The 14891-nt window shown below is 72.3% G+C and carries 13 protein-coding genes and 1 tRNA gene; 9 read left to right on the top strand and 5 right to left on the bottom strand.

Annotated features, from left to right (window positions below; all coding sequences use genetic code 11):
- Window positions 1-47 precede the first annotated feature (47 nt).
- Window positions 48-482 carry a hypothetical protein gene (locus AB0E77_RS06305; protein ID WP_361566300.1) on the top strand — a complete coding sequence of 145 codons (435 nt, stop codon included), beginning with the start codon at window positions 48-50 and terminating at the stop codon, window positions 480-482.
- A 338-nt stretch (window positions 483-820) separates the two neighbouring features.
- Here the strand turns inward: AB0E77_RS06305 and AB0E77_RS06310 are convergent.
- Window positions 821-896 (bottom strand) — tRNA-Arg (locus tag AB0E77_RS06310).
- Between the two features lie 435 nt (window positions 897-1331).
- Between AB0E77_RS06310 and AB0E77_RS06315 the strand changes: the two genes are divergently transcribed.
- From AB0E77_RS06315 to AB0E77_RS06325, 3 genes are all read left to right on the top strand, one after another.
- Window positions 1332-2606, top strand: a complete 1275-nt coding sequence (locus AB0E77_RS06315; RefSeq protein ID WP_361566302.1) for a cytochrome P450 — start codon at window positions 1332-1334, stop codon at window positions 2604-2606.
- Between the two features lie 128 nt (window positions 2607-2734).
- Window positions 2735-4081 (top strand): cytochrome P450, encoded by a 1347-nt coding sequence (locus tag AB0E77_RS06320; protein ID WP_361566305.1) that lies wholly within the window; start codon window positions 2735-2737, stop codon window positions 4079-4081.
- 87 nt (window positions 4082-4168) lie between these two features.
- Window positions 4169-4591: a hypothetical protein gene (locus tag AB0E77_RS06325; protein ID WP_361566307.1), complete on the top strand. Its 423-nt coding sequence runs from the start codon at window positions 4169-4171 to the stop codon at window positions 4589-4591.
- Between the two features lie 48 nt (window positions 4592-4639).
- Here the strand turns inward: AB0E77_RS06325 and AB0E77_RS06330 are convergent, their stop codons facing one another.
- Complete coding sequence (locus AB0E77_RS06330; protein ID WP_361566310.1) at window positions 4640-6304, bottom strand: IclR family transcriptional regulator C-terminal domain-containing protein; 1665 nt, start codon at window positions 6302-6304, stop codon at window positions 4640-4642.
- A gap of 93 nt (window positions 6305-6397) precedes the next feature.
- Window positions 6398-7696 (bottom strand): M6 family metalloprotease domain-containing protein, encoded by a 1299-nt coding sequence (locus AB0E77_RS06335; RefSeq protein ID WP_361566312.1) that lies wholly within the window; start codon window positions 7694-7696, stop codon window positions 6398-6400.
- 407 nt (window positions 7697-8103) lie between these two features.
- Here AB0E77_RS06335 and AB0E77_RS06340 point away from each other — a divergent pair, with 407 nt between their 5' ends.
- Window positions 8104-8757: a TetR/AcrR family transcriptional regulator gene (locus tag AB0E77_RS06340; RefSeq protein ID WP_361566315.1), complete on the top strand. Its 654-nt coding sequence runs from the start codon at window positions 8104-8106 to the stop codon at window positions 8755-8757.
- A gap of 136 nt (window positions 8758-8893) precedes the next feature.
- Window positions 8894-10435 (top strand): MFS transporter, encoded by a 1542-nt coding sequence (locus AB0E77_RS06345; RefSeq protein ID WP_361566317.1) that lies wholly within the window; start codon window positions 8894-8896, stop codon window positions 10433-10435.
- A 59-nt stretch (window positions 10436-10494) separates the two neighbouring features.
- Here the strand turns inward: AB0E77_RS06345 and AB0E77_RS06350 are convergent, their stop codons facing one another.
- Window positions 10495-11010: a MarR family transcriptional regulator gene (locus AB0E77_RS06350; RefSeq protein ID WP_361566320.1), complete on the bottom strand. Its 516-nt coding sequence runs from the start codon at window positions 11008-11010 to the stop codon at window positions 10495-10497.
- 123 nt (window positions 11011-11133) lie between these two features.
- Here AB0E77_RS06350 and AB0E77_RS06355 point away from each other — a divergent pair, with 123 nt between their 5' ends.
- Window positions 11134-11919, top strand: a complete 786-nt coding sequence (locus AB0E77_RS06355; protein WP_361566323.1) for a class III extradiol ring-cleavage dioxygenase — start codon at window positions 11134-11136, stop codon at window positions 11917-11919.
- 6 nt (window positions 11920-11925) lie between these two features.
- Here the strand turns inward: AB0E77_RS06355 and AB0E77_RS06360 are convergent, their stop codons facing one another.
- Window positions 11926-12456: an N-acetyltransferase family protein gene (locus AB0E77_RS06360; RefSeq protein ID WP_361566326.1), complete on the bottom strand. Its 531-nt coding sequence runs from the start codon at window positions 12454-12456 to the stop codon at window positions 11926-11928.
- Between the two features lie 236 nt (window positions 12457-12692).
- Here AB0E77_RS06360 and AB0E77_RS06365 point away from each other — a divergent pair, with 236 nt between their 5' ends.
- On the top strand, window positions 12693-13691 hold the full coding sequence (locus tag AB0E77_RS06365; RefSeq protein ID WP_359395871.1) for a sigma-70 family RNA polymerase sigma factor: 999 nt from the start codon (window positions 12693-12695) through the stop codon (window positions 13689-13691).
- A 470-nt stretch (window positions 13692-14161) separates the two neighbouring features.
- Window positions 14162-14776, top strand: a complete 615-nt coding sequence (locus tag AB0E77_RS06370) for a helix-turn-helix domain-containing protein (protein ID WP_361566681.1) — start codon at window positions 14162-14164, stop codon at window positions 14774-14776.
- Window positions 14777-14891: the final 115 nt, after the last annotated feature.

Consider the following 14891-nt stretch of genomic DNA (forward strand, 5'->3'; position numbering starts at 1 on the left):
ACCGGCCCGCCGCCTGCTCGTACGAGAATCCCGCAGGAGTTACGCACGTGAACGGAAGGCGCCGCCGAGCGCTGCTGGCGACGGTCCACCCCATGCTCGAGCCCGGAGAGCGGGTCGAGGTGGCGACCATCGTGAACCTGAGCTCGGTGTCGGTACGCCGCACCGCGGTGTTCGCGGCCGCCTCGGCGATCCTGAGCGCGGGCGCGATGGCCGTCGTCCCGGCACCCACGCCCATGTACCTGGCCATGACCGACCGCCGCATCCTCATCTTCCGGGCCGACCCGACCTTCGCCCGCCCGAAGGAGCACGTGATGACGATCCCGCGGGCGGGCCTGGTGCGCACGGACATCAAGGAACGCGTGCTCAACTCGTCCTTCATCGTCTCGTCACCGGCCGCCGAGCAGGGCCTGAAGATCATCTTCCCGCTGATCGGCCGCAAGGACCGCAACGCGGTGGCGGCGGCCCTGCCCCTGGCGACCTGACCCCCTCGTCGGCGGGGCCGTGTACCGCATCTGGCAATCGGGGTGGGCGCCGGTCCGGATCGACCGCACGTAACCGCCGGTGCGGTTCCGCTCGGGTGGTGCGGCACACGCGGCCTCGCCTGAATGCGAGTGCTGCTCGTCGTCCGTCACGGCGCCGTGCTCTCCTTCGAGGCGTTCAGCCGGCTCGCGCAGTCTGGCCATGGCGTCCTGACCAAGGACCTTGCGGTGCTCGTGATGCCTGGCGATCTGCCCGCTCACGCAAACGGCCCCGGACGGGAGTCCGAGGCCGAACAGAGCGCCTCCCCGGGGGAGAAACCCCAAGTCGGCGACGTCATGCGTGGTGCCCCCGGCAGGATTCGAACCTGCGACACCCGCTTTAGGAGAGCGGTGCTCTATCCCCTGAGCTACGGAGGCAAGCGCCCGCCGGGGCGCCCGGTCCACAGGGTACCGGATCGTGGCTCGGGCGGGTGGCCGGCGGGGGCGTCGGTCGGGGGGTGGCGCGGTGCTGCCGAGTGCGTCGGGCGGGCGCCGTGGCAGGGGTTCGCCGGTGGCGGAGCGTTGCGCGCGGCCAACTTCTCGGAGCCTTTCAGGGCTGTAACTGGCGTGAAATCTGGGACAGTTGTGCCTGCGGTGGCCCCGTCGACGTGGTCCCGCTGCATGCTGCGGGCGGGTGCCCGAGCGGTGGGGAGCTGTGTGAGACGTGGGACGGCCGGCGCCACTCCCGTTCCGCCTGTGGCGCAAGGTGCCGTACTGGAAGCCGTGCCAGAGGGAGCAAGGAGCAACGACATGGATGCCCATTCCGTACCTGTGCCGCCGCCGGGGTGCCCCGCTCACGGCTCCGGAGGCAGGGTGCCGCTGTACGGTCCGGATTTCGCGGCCGATCCGCAGGCCTACTACGACTACCTGCGCCACCACGGGCCGACCGCACCCGTGGAGCTCGCGCCGGGCGTGGAGGCCACCCTCGTCACGGACTACACGGCCGCGCTGCAGCTGCTGCGCGACCCCGGGTTCCGCAAGGACGCGCGGCTGTGGCGGGGGCTGCGGAGCGGCGAGGTGCCCGAGGACAGCCCGGTCGTGCCGCTGCTCGCGTACCGGCCGAACTGCATGTTCGCCGACGGCACCGAGCACCAGCGGCTGCGGCAGGCGGTGACCGACAGCATGGCGCGTATCGACTCGCGGCGGCTGACGCAGATCACCGGGCAGGCCTCGGCGTATCTCATAGCCCAGTTCAGTGCCCGCGGCTCCGCCGATCTGATGGCCGACTATGCCCGGCAGCTTCCGTTGTTCGTCTTCAACGAACTGTTCGGGTGCCCTGCCGAGATCGGGGACCGCGTGCTGTCCGGCATCTCCGGCATGTTCGACGGCATCGACGCCGCCGAGTCGGCCCGCGTGCTGCACGGGGCGGTCGGTGAGCTGGTGGCGCTCAAGCGGGAGCGGCCCGGCGACGACGTGGCCTCCTGGCTGATGGCGCACGAGGCCGGCCTGTCCGACGAGGAGATGCTGCACCAGCTCTCCCTGCTCCTGGGCGCCGGCGCCGATCCGTTGCGCAATCTGATCGGCAACACCCTGCACCGCATCCTCACCCACGCCCCGGGCGCCTACCAGGACGTCCGGCACGCCGTCGACGACACGCTGTGGCAGAACCCGCCCGTCGCGAACCTCGCCGCGCACTATCCGGCGGACGACCGGACGTACGCCGGCCGGCGGGTGGAGGCGGGCGAGCTGGTGATGGTCAGTTTCGCGGCCGCCAACACCGGCATCGAGCGGGCGGAGGGGCAGACCGGCAACCGGGCCTCCCTGGCGTGGAGCGCCGGCCCGCACGCCTGCCCCTCGCAGCGGCCGGCGATGCACATCACCGTCACCGCCGTCGACAACCTGCTCGGCCAGCTGCCGGACATCGAACTCGCGGTGGCGGCCGATCGTCTGACCTGGCGGCCCGGGCCGTTCCATCGGGCTCTCGACGCGCTTCCCGTGCGCTTCCGTGCGACCAGGGTCGTGGGGCAGCCGCCCACGCCGATCCCGTCCCAGCGCACGGCGAGCCCGAAGGCCGAGCACGTCGACGGGGCGCGCCGGACGGTCAGCTCCGGGAAGTGGAGCCAGTTCCTGTCCTGGCTGAGGAAGTGATCTCCCGGTCCCTGCGGCCGTCACGGTCCACCCGTACGTCGTAACCTGCGATCGACGTACGGGCGTTGACCCGAACACCCCAGCCCCCGGTCCTCCGGGGCCGTGCCACCAGGAGTGAGCAAGCCGCCATGGACGCCAACACCCCCGACGCGGTGCCCCCGCCGGGATGCCCCGCCCACGCCACCGGGCGGATACCCCTGTACGGGCCCGATTTCGCGGCCGACCCGCACGCGTACTACGACTACGCCCGGCGGTACGGTCCCACCGCACCCGTCGAACTCGCCCCCGGCGTCGACGCCCACCTCGTCACCGACTACGCGACGGCCCTGCGCCTGCTCCACGACAACGCCGTCTTCCGCAAGGACGCCCGGCGCTGGCGGGCCTTCGACGAAGGGCTGGTCCCGCCGGACAGTCCCGTCGTCCCGCTGCTCGCGTACCGGCCCAACGCGATGTTCAGCGACGGCGCCGAGCACCTGCGGCTGCGCCAGGCGATCACCGATGCCATGGGGCGCGTGGACACCGCCCGGCTGGCGCGCAGCACCGAGCAGATCTCGGACTACCTCATCTCCCAGTTCGCCTCCCGCGGCTCCGCCGACCTCATGGCCGACTACGCCAAACAGCTGCCGCTGTTCGTCTTCAACGAACTCTTCGGCTGCCCCGCCGACATCGGCGACCGCATCCTGTTCGGCATCTCCGGCATGTTCGACGGCATCAACGCCGAACGGGCCGCAGAGGTGCTCTTCGGCGCCGTCGGTGAGCTGGTGGCCCTCAAGCGTGCCCGGCGCGGTGACGACGTGACCTCCTGGCTGATGGCGCACGAGGCCGGTCTGACCGACGAGGAGATGGTCTACCAGCTCTCCCTGATCCTCGGCGCAGGCGTCGACCCGCTGCGCAATCTGGTCGGCAACACCCTGCACCGCGTCCTCGTCCACGACGAGTACGCCCGCCAGGGCGGACTGATCGACGAGGCGCTGGAGGACACGCTCTGGGAGAACCCTCCGGTGCCCAACTTCGCGCCCCACTATCCCGCCACGGACGTGGAGTTCGCCGGGCAGAAGTTCCAGGAGGGCGAACTGGTCCTGGTGAGTTTCGCCGCCGCGAACAACAGCCCGGCACTGACCGCCGCCCGGCAGTCCGGCAGCAACCGGTCGCACCTGGCATGGAGCGCGGGCCCGCACGCCTGCCCCTCGAAGGACTCCGCCCGGCAGATCACCATGGCCGCCGTCGAGAACCTCCTCAACCGGATCCCCGACATCGAGGCCGCCGTTCCCGAGGACAGCCTGACCTGGCGCCCCGGGCCCTTCACCCGCGGCCTCACCGCGCTCCCGGCCCGCTTCACCCCGGTCGCGGCCCCGGGCCGGGCCGACGCCCCGGGCCGGGCATCCTCGGTCGAGCGCTCCGAACAGCCCGGCACCGCGCGCAAGGGCGGGGGCACCGGGCGCTGGAGCCAGTTCCTGAAGTGGCTCACCGGCTGACGCGCGCACCGAGTCGCCGTCACCCGCTGTCCTCGTAGCCGCCCGCCCTCGGAGGCGGGCAGCGACCCGCATCGTTCGGAGGTAATCGTGATCCGCCAGGAAACCGCCTGGGTCCTCTTCGTCGCCGGCCTGATCTTCATCGCGTCACTGGTGCTCGGGGTGTGGAAATGGCAGCAGTCGATGGCGTCCCCGGACGGAACGGCACACCGCTACGTCAACGTCGCGCACAACGCCGGACTGTTGTACTCCTTCGCGACGTCGGCCGTCGTGGCGCCGCTCGTCCAGTTCTCCGGCTGGCCGACGGCGGTGAACGTCACCGCCGCCGCGGCGATCGTGGGCATGTTCACCGTCACGATCTCGAACTACGTGCGGCTCGGTATCCAGGCCCGCACCGACAACCAGATGCGCGACCTGAGACCCAGCCTGCGCGGGGTGCGCGAAGCACTCGTCATCTGTGAGATCGGCGGTACGGCCGTCCTGCTGACCGGGTTCGCCTCGGCCCAGTTGTAGGCGAAACGCTGGAGGCGGACGGCTGGAGGCGGACCGTGCGGCGGGCCGTCAGGTCAGGGGGACCGGGGTGAAGCGGGCCGCCGTGTGGAGGTCCGTCTCGATGTGTCCGGCGGTGCGGAGCAGCTCCGGAAGGACGTCCGTCACACACGCCTCCGCCGTGCGGCGGGCGGCGTGCATGGCCACGTTCAGGGCCGCCACCGCCTTGCCCGTGCGGTCGCGGACCGGGACCGCGATCGAGCGCAGGCCGGCCTCCAGCTCCTCGTCGACCAGTGCGTAGCCCTGCGCCCGGACCTCGTCGAGGTCGGCGAGCAGGACGCGGCCCGGGGCGGTCGCGGGGGCCGGGAGGCGGGTGCCGACGGTGAGACGGGCGCTCATCACGCGGCTCGGGGAGGCCGACGCCGTGTACTGGACCTCCGAGCCAGGGCCGGAAGAGCCCGCCCCCGCGCCCGCGCCCGGGTCCGTGAGGACGGCCAGCGACGCCGACTCCTGGACGCGGGCCGCGAGTGCCGTCAGGTGGGGCTGGGCGATCCCGGGGAGGGAGAGACGGGAGAGGGGCGGGAAGCCCAGGGACAGGACGCGGGGGGTGAGGGAGAAGGTGCGCCGGCCGGGGGAGTGTGCCACCAGGCCCGCGTGCTCGTGCGTGATCAGCGCCCGGCGGACCGTCGCCCGCGCCAGGCCCGTCACCTTCGCGATCTCCGTGAGGGAGAGGGCGGGCCGGTCCTCGCCGAAGGCCGTCAGGACGGTCAGGCCGCGGGCCAGGGACTCCACGAACTCGCGGCCCAGTTCCTGTTTCGACGCGCCGGTCCAGACCGCCAGTCCCGCGGGCGGCGGGCCAGGTGGCGGGGGCGGGGCGTGGCGCAGGTCGTCCTCCATCTGCGCCACCGCCGCGCGCAGGCGGGGGAGCAGGGTGGTGCGCAGGTCCTGCGCCGTGTGGCGGCTGGTGTGGCTCACCACGCTCGCCACGCACGCCACCCGGCCGCTGCCCGGATCCCGTACCGGCACCGAGACCGCGACCAGGCCCGGTTCGATCAACTGGTCGTCCAGGGCCCAGCCGTCGGCCGCCGCCCTCGCCGTACGGTGCGCGAAGTCCGCGTCGGGAGGGGCCGCGTGGCCGCGTGGCGGCACGGAGCCGCGTGGCGGTACGGAGGGGAACGTGCGGTCCTCCGGGTCGGTGGAGCGGCGGGCGTGCCAGTGGTCCCAGTCGGCCTGTGTCCACTCCGTGGCGAACAGCGGGCCCGGCGCGGTGCGTTCGGCGGGGAGCAGGTCGCCGATGCGGAAGCTCAGGGACATCGCGCGGCGGCGCGTGGCCTGGTGGATGAAGCGGATGCCGTCCCGGTCGCCGACCGCCAGCGACACCGACTCGTCCAGCTCGTCGGCGAGGGCGTCGGCCCGGTGGGAGAGCAGGGCGGGCAGGCGCAGGGCCGAGAGATAGGCGTTGCCCAGTTCCATCAGGCGGGGGGCGAGGGTCACGTCGCGGCCGTCCAGGCGGACGTATCCCATGCGGGCCAGGGTGACGGTGACGCGGTCGACCGTGGAACGGGCGAGGCCCGTGGCCTTCTCCAGGGCGCTGAGGCTGAGGGCGCCGCCGTCCGCCTCGGTCAGCCGGCGCAGTACGGCGATGCCGCGCAGGAGCGGTGCGACCGCCTCCGCCGGTGCGGCGACCGTGTTTTCCGGCGCGGCGTCGGCGGTGTCGTTCGTGGTGTGGGCGGGCATCGGCTCTCCGGTACGGCGGTCGCGGCAGGCCTACCGTAATGCCGGGACCGTGGCACCGGTGCGGCACCGGTGCGGCACCGGCGGCCGGCCTCCTCAGCTCCGCGTGACCCGCACCTGGTGGTCCCCCTTCAGGTCCGCCCCCGACACCGCGATGGTGATCCCCCGGCGCGGGTCCTTGAAGGTCTCGCCGGGGGCGAAGGCGGCGTCCGAGAGCTCGGCGTGGACGTTGGGGCTGCGGGTGCAGCCGCCGCTGTCCTTGCGGGAGTCGTACACCGTCACCGGGCCCATCCCCGTGTCCACGTCCGCGTCGACCTTGTAGATCAGCACGCCCTCGCGGCACACGGCCTCGTCGTTGCCCTCGCGGGTGCGCAGCTCGACCGCGTATCCGGACGTGCCGTCGAGCGGTATGACGACCAGCTTGTCGCCGCCCTTGCGGGCCAGCGGCGTCAGCGTGTACTCCGTCGTGCCCGGCTGCGACGCGCAGTGCACCTGGGACGGGTCCAGCCAGCCCAGCTTCCACTTGTGCCAGCCGAGCAGGTCGTTGTCGGCCCCCCAGTCCTCGCTCATGATGTCCCAGTGGCCGACCGCGCCCCCGCCCTCCTGGGTGTAGAGGTCGGGCAGGCCGAAGACGTGGCCGTTCTCGTGGGGGAGCACGCGGTAGCCGGTCTTGTCGTAGGAGCCGGAGCCGTCGTCCTGGCGGGAGTAGACGAAGGACGCGTTCGCCACGGGGACGCCGTCGGCGACCGGGGCCTCGGCGTTTCCGGCGAAGGTGACGGACAGGACCGTGTCCAGGGCGGAGGGGCCCGCGTTCGGCGTCACCAGCACGTTCAGGAGGTCGTACGCGCGGAAGTCCACCTTCGCGTCGGCCACCGACACCAGGTCCTGCACCAGCTTGCGGTAGCCCGGTTCGAAGGGCGCGCCGCGCTCTATGCCGTACTCGGCGAACGGCTTGGGCATGCGCAGCCAGCCGCGGACGGGGCTCTCGGGGCGGTAGTCGAGGCGGCCGTAGGAGCTGGTGCGGAACCACTCCTGGGTCTGCGGGAAGAACTCGTCGTACCGGTCCATGGCCTTGCCCTCGCCGGGCGCGTCCGAGAAGTCGATCATCAGGTTGAGGGCCCGGACGGTGCCGGTGGAGCGGGCGTACCCGGACGAGGTCGGAACGCCTTCCGACATCTGGATCTCGGAGCCGCCGCTGATCATGCAGGGGCCGTGCGGGGAGGAGCGGGAGAGGGTGGCGGGGCCGGGGCCCGACGTGGAGGTGCCGGGGGCGAGCCGGCCGGTGCCCGCCGAGGTGCTGACGGCGAGCGTCAGGACGGCGACGGTCGCGATCGCGGCCGGACGGCGCAGGCGTATGCGTCGGCTCGGTGGCCGCACCTGCGGCTGCGGCTGCATGCAGACCTCCCGGACCCCGGCAGCCGCCGGTCACCGACTGCACCCTTGCGCTCACCCTGTGCCGAGGGGTGTGCGGGCGCGCGCTGGAGCGGACCGATCGTGGGTTTCTCGCGGGTAGCCGTCGGCGGGGTCCGGGAGCGGTGCGTCCGCGCCGGTCGAAGACCCTGGTCGCGGCCCCCGTCGACGGCCTGCGCCGGGCCCGTGCGGGCGGCACCGGGCGTGTGTGACACAGGTCACCGCGAAAGCTTCCCGGGGTGGGAAATAACCGGGGACCGCTTCCCCGTTTAGCCCTGTGTCCGAGCGAAACGGGGAAACGATCCCCGGATCGCGGTCAGGACGACAGACCAAGGCTTCACCGCACCACCCCGTACGTCACTCGACACGTCACCCAGCCCAAGGAGTACGCCGTGCAGACCGCCACCCCCGTGCAGCGCAAGGCGCCCCGGCCGCGCGCCGACGCCCTGCGCAACCGGGAGCGGATCGTCACCGCCGCCCGGGAGATGTTCGTCGAGCACGGCGCCGACGTGCCGCTCGACGAGGTCGCCCGCCGGGCCGGTGTCGGCAACGCCACGGTGTACCGCAACTTCCCCGACCGTGACGCCCTCGTCCGTGAGGTCGTCTGCTCGGTCATGGACCGGACGGCACGGGCGGCCGAGCTGGCCCTCGCGGAGACCGGCGACGCGTTCGAGGCGCTGGAGCGCTTCGTGCACGCCGCCGCCGACGAGCGGATCAGCGCGCTGTGCCCGATGGCGTCCAGCTCCTTCGACAAGCACCACCCCGACCTGGAGGCGGCGCGCGACCGGGTCGAGCGGCTCGTCGCGGAGGTCATGGCACGGGCCGTCGCGGCCGGGCAGCTCCGCGACGACGTCGGCGTGGGCGACGTGATGATCGCCGCGGCCCAGCTCAGCCGGCCCCCGGCCGGTACGGGGTGCGTGAGCGCCGACCGGTTCGTCCACCGCCATCTTCAGCTGTTCCTGGACGGGCTGCGGGCCCCCGCCCGCTCCGCCCTGCCGGGTACGGCCGTGACTCTGGAGGATCTGCGCCGGCCCTGCGACCAGTAGTTCCACCCCCGGCAGTCACCTCACCACACAGCTGACCGTCCGACCGGAGGGCGGCGGCCCCGCGGCCGCCGCCCCGGGTGCGGCCGTCCCTCTTACCGACCTTTTTCCGTCACGAAGTCCCGAAGTGGGTATCCCCATGTCTCAAGCAGCCGTCAAGGCTCCCGCCCCCGGCGTCCCCGACGCCGGACGCTGGAAGGCGCTCGTCTTCATCGCGCTCGCCCAGCTGATGGTCGTCCTCGACTCGACCATCGTGAACATCGCCCTTCCCTCCGCCCAGCAGGACCTCGGCATCTCCGACGGCAACCGGCAGTGGGTCGTCACGGCCTACGCCCTCGCCTTCGGCGGTCTGCTGCTGTTCGGCGGCCGGATCGCCGACCTGTGGGGCCGCAAGCGGACCTTCGTCACGGGTCTGGCCGGCTTCGCCGTGGCCTCCGCGCTCGGCGGTGCGGCCACCAACGAGGCGATGATGTTCGGCTCCCGCGCTCTGCAGGGTGCCTTCGGCGCGCTGCTCGCGCCCGCCGCGCTCTCCCTGCTCGCCGTGATGTTCACGGACGCCAAGGAGCGTGCCAAGGCGTTCGGCATCTACGGTGCGATCGCCGGTGGCGGTGCCGCCGTCGGTCTGATCCTCGGCGGCTTCCTCACCGAGTACCTGGACTGGCGCTGGACCTTCTTCGTCAACATCCCGTTCGCGGTCGTCGCCGCGGCCGGCGCGTACCTGGTCATCCGCGAACCGGAGGACAGCCGCAACCGCTCCTCGCTCGACATCCCCGGCGTGATCCTTTCCACCCTCGGTCTGGTCGCGCTCGTGTACGGCTTCACCCGCGCCGAGTCGGCCGGCTGGAGCGACGGTCTGACGATCGGCATGTTCGTCGGCTCCGCCGTGCTGCTGACCGCCTTCGTGCTCGTCGAGAAGCGGGTCAAGGCGCCGCTGCTGCCGCTGCGCGTGGTCACCGACCGCAGCCGCGGCGGTATCTACCTCTCGCTGGGCCTGGCCATCATCGGCATGTTCGGCCTGTTCCTCTTCCTGACCTACTACCTGCAGGTCGTGAAGGGCTACTCGCCGGTGAAGACCGGCTTCGCCTTCCTGCCCATGGTCGCGGGCATGATCACGGGCTCCACCCAGATCGGCGCCCGCCTGATGACCCGCGTCCGGGCCCGGCTCCTGATGGGCCCCGGCTTCCTGGTCGCCGCGCTCGGCATGCTGCTGCTGACGCAGCTGGAGGTCGACACCTCCTACGCCGCCCTGCTGCTGCCCGCGATGCTGCTGCTCGGTCTCGGGATGGGTACGGCGTTCATGCCGGCCATGTCCCTGGCCACCCAGGGCGTGGAGCCGCGGGACGCCGGTGTGGCCTCCGCGATGGTCAACACCTCCCAGCAGGTGGGCGGCGCCATCGGTACGGCGCTGCTGAACACGATCGCCGCCTCGGCCACCACGTCCTACATCGCCGACCACATCGGCGGCGCGGCCGGCCGGTCCCAGCAGCAGCTGGTCCAGCTGGAGGGCATGGTGCACGGCTACACCAGCGCGATCTGGTTCGCCGTCGGCATCCTGGTCGCCGCCGGTGTGATCGCGCTGACCTTCGTCAACGCCGGCCGTCCGGGCGGCGCCTCCGTCACGGGGGCCGGTTCCGGCGACGGTGTGGAGGACGAGCTGCCGGTGCCGGTCGTCGCCCACTGACGCCGGCCGGTGACACCCCTCGGGCCCTGAGCACCACCGGCCCTCCCTGAGCGAGGCGTTCAGCGCAGCCAGGGCAGGTCCGCGCCCGCCTCCGCGGGCTGGAGTCCCTCGGCGACGATCCGCATGATCTCGCCGAGGGACTTCTGCTGTTCCGGGGTGAGCCGGTCGAACAGGGCCTGGCGTACGGCGGCGACGTGACCCGGCGCGGTCTGCCGCAGGACGGCGTGCCCCTCGTCCGTGAGCACCGCGAACTGGCCGCGTTTGTCGGACGGGCAGTCCTCGCGGCGCACCCAGCCGCTCTTCTCCAGGCGGGCGATCGCGTGCGAGAGGCGGGAACGGGTGATCTTCGCGTACTTGGCCAGTTCCGTCATCCGCAGGCGCCGCCTCGGCGACTCGGCGAGCTTGACCAGCAGGCCGTAGTAGACGTGGGGCATGCCCGCGTCGCGCTGGAGCTGGCGGTCGAGGTGGTCCTCCAGGAGGGTGGCGGCCTCGATGTAGGAGCGCCACACGAGCTGTTCCTCGTCGGTGAGCCAGCGGGGCTCGTCGGCGGGGGCCGGGATGGGTGCCGTGTTCATGCATCCCACTCTACGAGACCACTTCTTGAAGATTAAACAAAATGGAGGTAGCTTCGAGAGAGAGGTTGAGACTTCAAGTAGTTCGTCCGTTCCAGCCAAGCCATGTGATGGGGAGCCGCCGCCATGCCGACCGACGTGCGGGAGCGCAAGCCCGCCCTCTACCTGAGTCACGGCGCCCCGCCCCTCGCCGACGACCCCCTCTGGCCCGGGCAGCTGGCCGCCTGGGCCGCCGGTCTGCCCCGCCCGAAGGCGATCCTCGTCGTCTCCGCCCACTGGGAGGAGGCCCCGCTCGCCCTCGGCGCCACCCGCACCGTGCCGCTCGTCCACGACTTCTGGGGCTTCCCCGAGCGCTACTACCAGGTGCGCTACGCGGCCCCCGGTGCCCCCGAACTCGCCGACTCCGTCCGCAAGCTGCTGCGCGCCCCCGGCACGCCCGTGCAGGACGTGCCCGACCGCGGCCTCGACCACGGCGCGTACGTTCCGCTGGTGGAGATGTATCCCGACGCCGCCGTCCCGGTCCTCCAGGTCTCCATGCCGACCCTCGACCCGGTCCGGCTGATGGAGACCGGCCGCAGGCTCGCGCCCCTGCGCGACGAGGGCGTGCTGATCATCGGCTCCGGGTTCTTCACCCACAATCTGGCCGCCCTGCGCCAGGGCGGCGTGCCCGCCTGGTCCGCGGAGTTCGACGACTGGGGCCGGCGCGCGCTCGACGCCGGTGACGTGGACGCGCTGCTCGACTTCACCCGCAAGTCCCCGGCGGGCCGGCTCGCCCACCCGCGCACCGAACACTTCGCCCCGCTGTTCGTCACGATGGGCGCGGCCGACGCGGCCGGCGAGCTGGACCTCGGAGAGTCGGTGATCGACGGGTTCTGGATGGGGCTGGCGAAGCGGTCGGTGCAGTTCGGCTGAGTCCGCTCAGGAGCGGTTCCGGAGCGGCTTCTCGTACCAGGCCACGTCCCAGTAGCGGCCGAACTTGCGGCCCACCTCGCGGAACGTGCCCACGTGCCGGAAGCCGAGGCGCTCGTGCAGGCGGGCGGAGGCCGCGTTGGGCAGCGCGACGCCCGCGTAGGCGCGGTGCAGGTCCTCGCCGGCCAGCGCCTCGAAGAGCGAGGTGTAGAGCAGGGTGCCGATGCCCCGGCCGCCGGCCCCCGGGGCGACGTAGACGGTGGTCTCCACCGACGTCGCGTAGGCGGGCTTGGCGCGATAAGGACTGGATGTGGCGTAGCCCAGAATCTCCCGTGAGTCCGCGTCCGTGGCAACCCTCAGCCGGTGGGGGCCGTCTTCAGGGTGGGAGAGCAGCCAAGGGCGGCGCTCTTCCGGGGTGAACGGGGCGGTGTCGAACGTGATGGGCGTCTCACGTACGTAGTGGTTGTAGAGCTCGGTGAGCGCCTTGAGGTCGCCGTCGACCCCCGGCCTGACCTGGACATCCGTGCGCTGCGACGACATCGGTCCTCCTCGTGCGGCGGCACAGGGTACTGCATGATCAGAAAAATCGGGGGGCGGGTTGGGAATTCTGTCCGGATTCCAGTCGTTGTTTCCATCGGATGCAGGGCACCCGAGGAGAGTCCGGAGGGAGTCCGGAGACGGATTCCGTAACTGCAAGCAGAGACCGGAGACGACCCACACGGTGGCCGAACGTCCACAGGACCGCCCGCTGAACCACTCATCGCAAGGGAGCACGCATGGCAACCCGTGCCGTCGCCCGTCGTAAGTCCGCCACCGGCGAGACGGCCGACGCGGCAACCAGCGTCCGCGCCAACGGCGGCGAGCTCGCCGACCGCGATCTGGTCGGCATGTACCTCGACGAGATCGCGCGGACCCCGCTGCTCGACGCCGCCAAGGAGGTCGAGCTGTCCCAGACCATCGAGGCGGGTGTGTTCGCGCGGCAGGTCCTCGAAGGCTACGAGGAGACCGGGGCGGATGCCACCCGGGAGGAGCTCGAGGCGCTGATCGCCGAGGGCGAGCGGGCGAAGGACGTCTTCATCCGCTCCAACCTCCGCCTGGTCGTCGCGGTCGCCCGCCGCTACCCGCGCAGCGGTCTGCCGCTCCTCGACCTCATCCAGGAGGGCAACGCCGGCCTGGTCCGCGCGGTCGAGAAGTTCGACTACCGCAAGGGCTTCAAGTTCTCGACGTACGCGACCTGGTGGATCCGCCAGGCCATCACCCGGTCGATCGCCGACCAGTCGCGCACCATCCGTCTGCCCGTCCACCTCGTGGAGGAGCTGGGCCGGATCCGCCGCGTGCAGCGCGAGTTCAACCGCGAGCACGGCCGCGAGCCGGAGCCCGCGGAGATCGCGGCCGAGCTGGGCTCCACGCCGGAGCGCGTCACCGACGTGCTCGACTGGGCCCGCGACCCGGTCTCGCTGAACATGTCGGTGGACGACGAGGGCGAGACCCAGTTCGGCGACCTGCTGGAGGACACCTCCGCCGTGTCGCCCGAGCAGTCCGTGATGACGCTGCTGCGCAGCGAGGAGCTGGACGACCTGATCGGCCGCCTCGACCCGCGCACGGCCTCGATCATCAAGATGCGCTACGGCATCGACGACGGCCGCGAGCGCACGCTGACCGAGGTCGGCAAGGAGCACGGACTCACCCGTGAGCGGATCCGGCAGATCGAGAAGCACGCGCTGCTGGAGCTGAAGAAGCTGGCGCGCGACACCGGCTTCGAGGCGGCGGCCTAGGACCGCGGGGCCGTCGTCGCGGGCGGCCCCGGCCCCGGTCCCTCGTGAGGCGGGGGGCGTGGGGTGACGCGTGGGGCGTACGCCGGTGGCCGAAGCCCGCGCAAACATGGCGTGTAACGCTGCTTCAATCGGCGGGGGCCCGGGAACAAGAACTCCGGGCCCGGCGGTTCGCGCCCCGATCCGCACCGGATCCGACGCACACTTGGACCACGTCCCGACGCACTCCCCCCGGCGCCGGGACTTCCCGAGCCGGGCTCGGCGCCCCTCCCCCCGGGTGCCGAAGCCCGGCTCTCTCCGTGTGGGCAGACGTGGAAAGGCGGGCCACCCCGAACCTGAACCCCGGGGTGACCCGCCGGATGGCAGATTCTGCCACAGCGGCATAGCCTGCCGAAGTGAGCAGCACCACCCGTACTCCCGCACCCGGCCGGCCTGCGGTCTCGCTGACCGAGCGGCGCAAGGCCGAGACCCGCATGGACATCGCCCGCGCGGCGGCCCGCCTCTTCGCGCAACAGGGCCTGAGGGCCACCAGGGCCGAGGACATCGCGCGCGCCGCCGGTATCGCGCCGCGCACCTTCTACCGCTATTTCGCCACCAAGGAGGAGGCCGTCGCGCCCCTCTACGCCCTCGGCGCCGAACGCTGGGTCGAAGCGGTGCGCGAAGCGCCGGCCGAACTGTCCCCGCCGCAGGCGCTGGAACACGCGACGCGGCACGTGCTGACGCCGGGGGCCGGGGTGTCCGCCGCTTCGTGGGAGGGGGCGCGGACGCTGATCCGCCTGGCCGAGGGGAGTCCCGCGCTGCGGAAGGTGTGGGCGGAGGTGTGCCATGTGACCGAGCGGGCGCTGGGGGAGGCGCTGGCGGAGCGGGTGCACGGGCGGGACGACAACGTTGCCGAGGAGCCGGCGGAGGCGGTCGTCGGGCCCAGGACGCGTTTTGCGGCTGCGGCGGCGGGGGCGGCTGTGCGGGTGGCGGTGGAGTACTGGGCTGCTTCCGCGGAGGAGCCGGTGCGGGCGCTGGACCTGGCGCTGGGGAACCTCGAGGTGCTGAGAGGGCTTGAGTGGGACGAGGCGCGGGGGTCGGTCGGGTAGCCGGGCTGGGCTGAGCGGGCGCGGGGGTGGGTTGCGCGGCTCGGCGCTGACGAGGTGCCGCCGCGCCCGCCCGTGCCGCCCTGGGGGTACCTCCCACGCCCGTTCAGGCCCGCTT

Source organism: Streptomyces sp. NPDC032940 (assembly GCF_040636935.1).
Classification (GTDB): domain Bacteria; phylum Actinomycetota; class Actinomycetes; order Streptomycetales; family Streptomycetaceae; genus Streptomyces.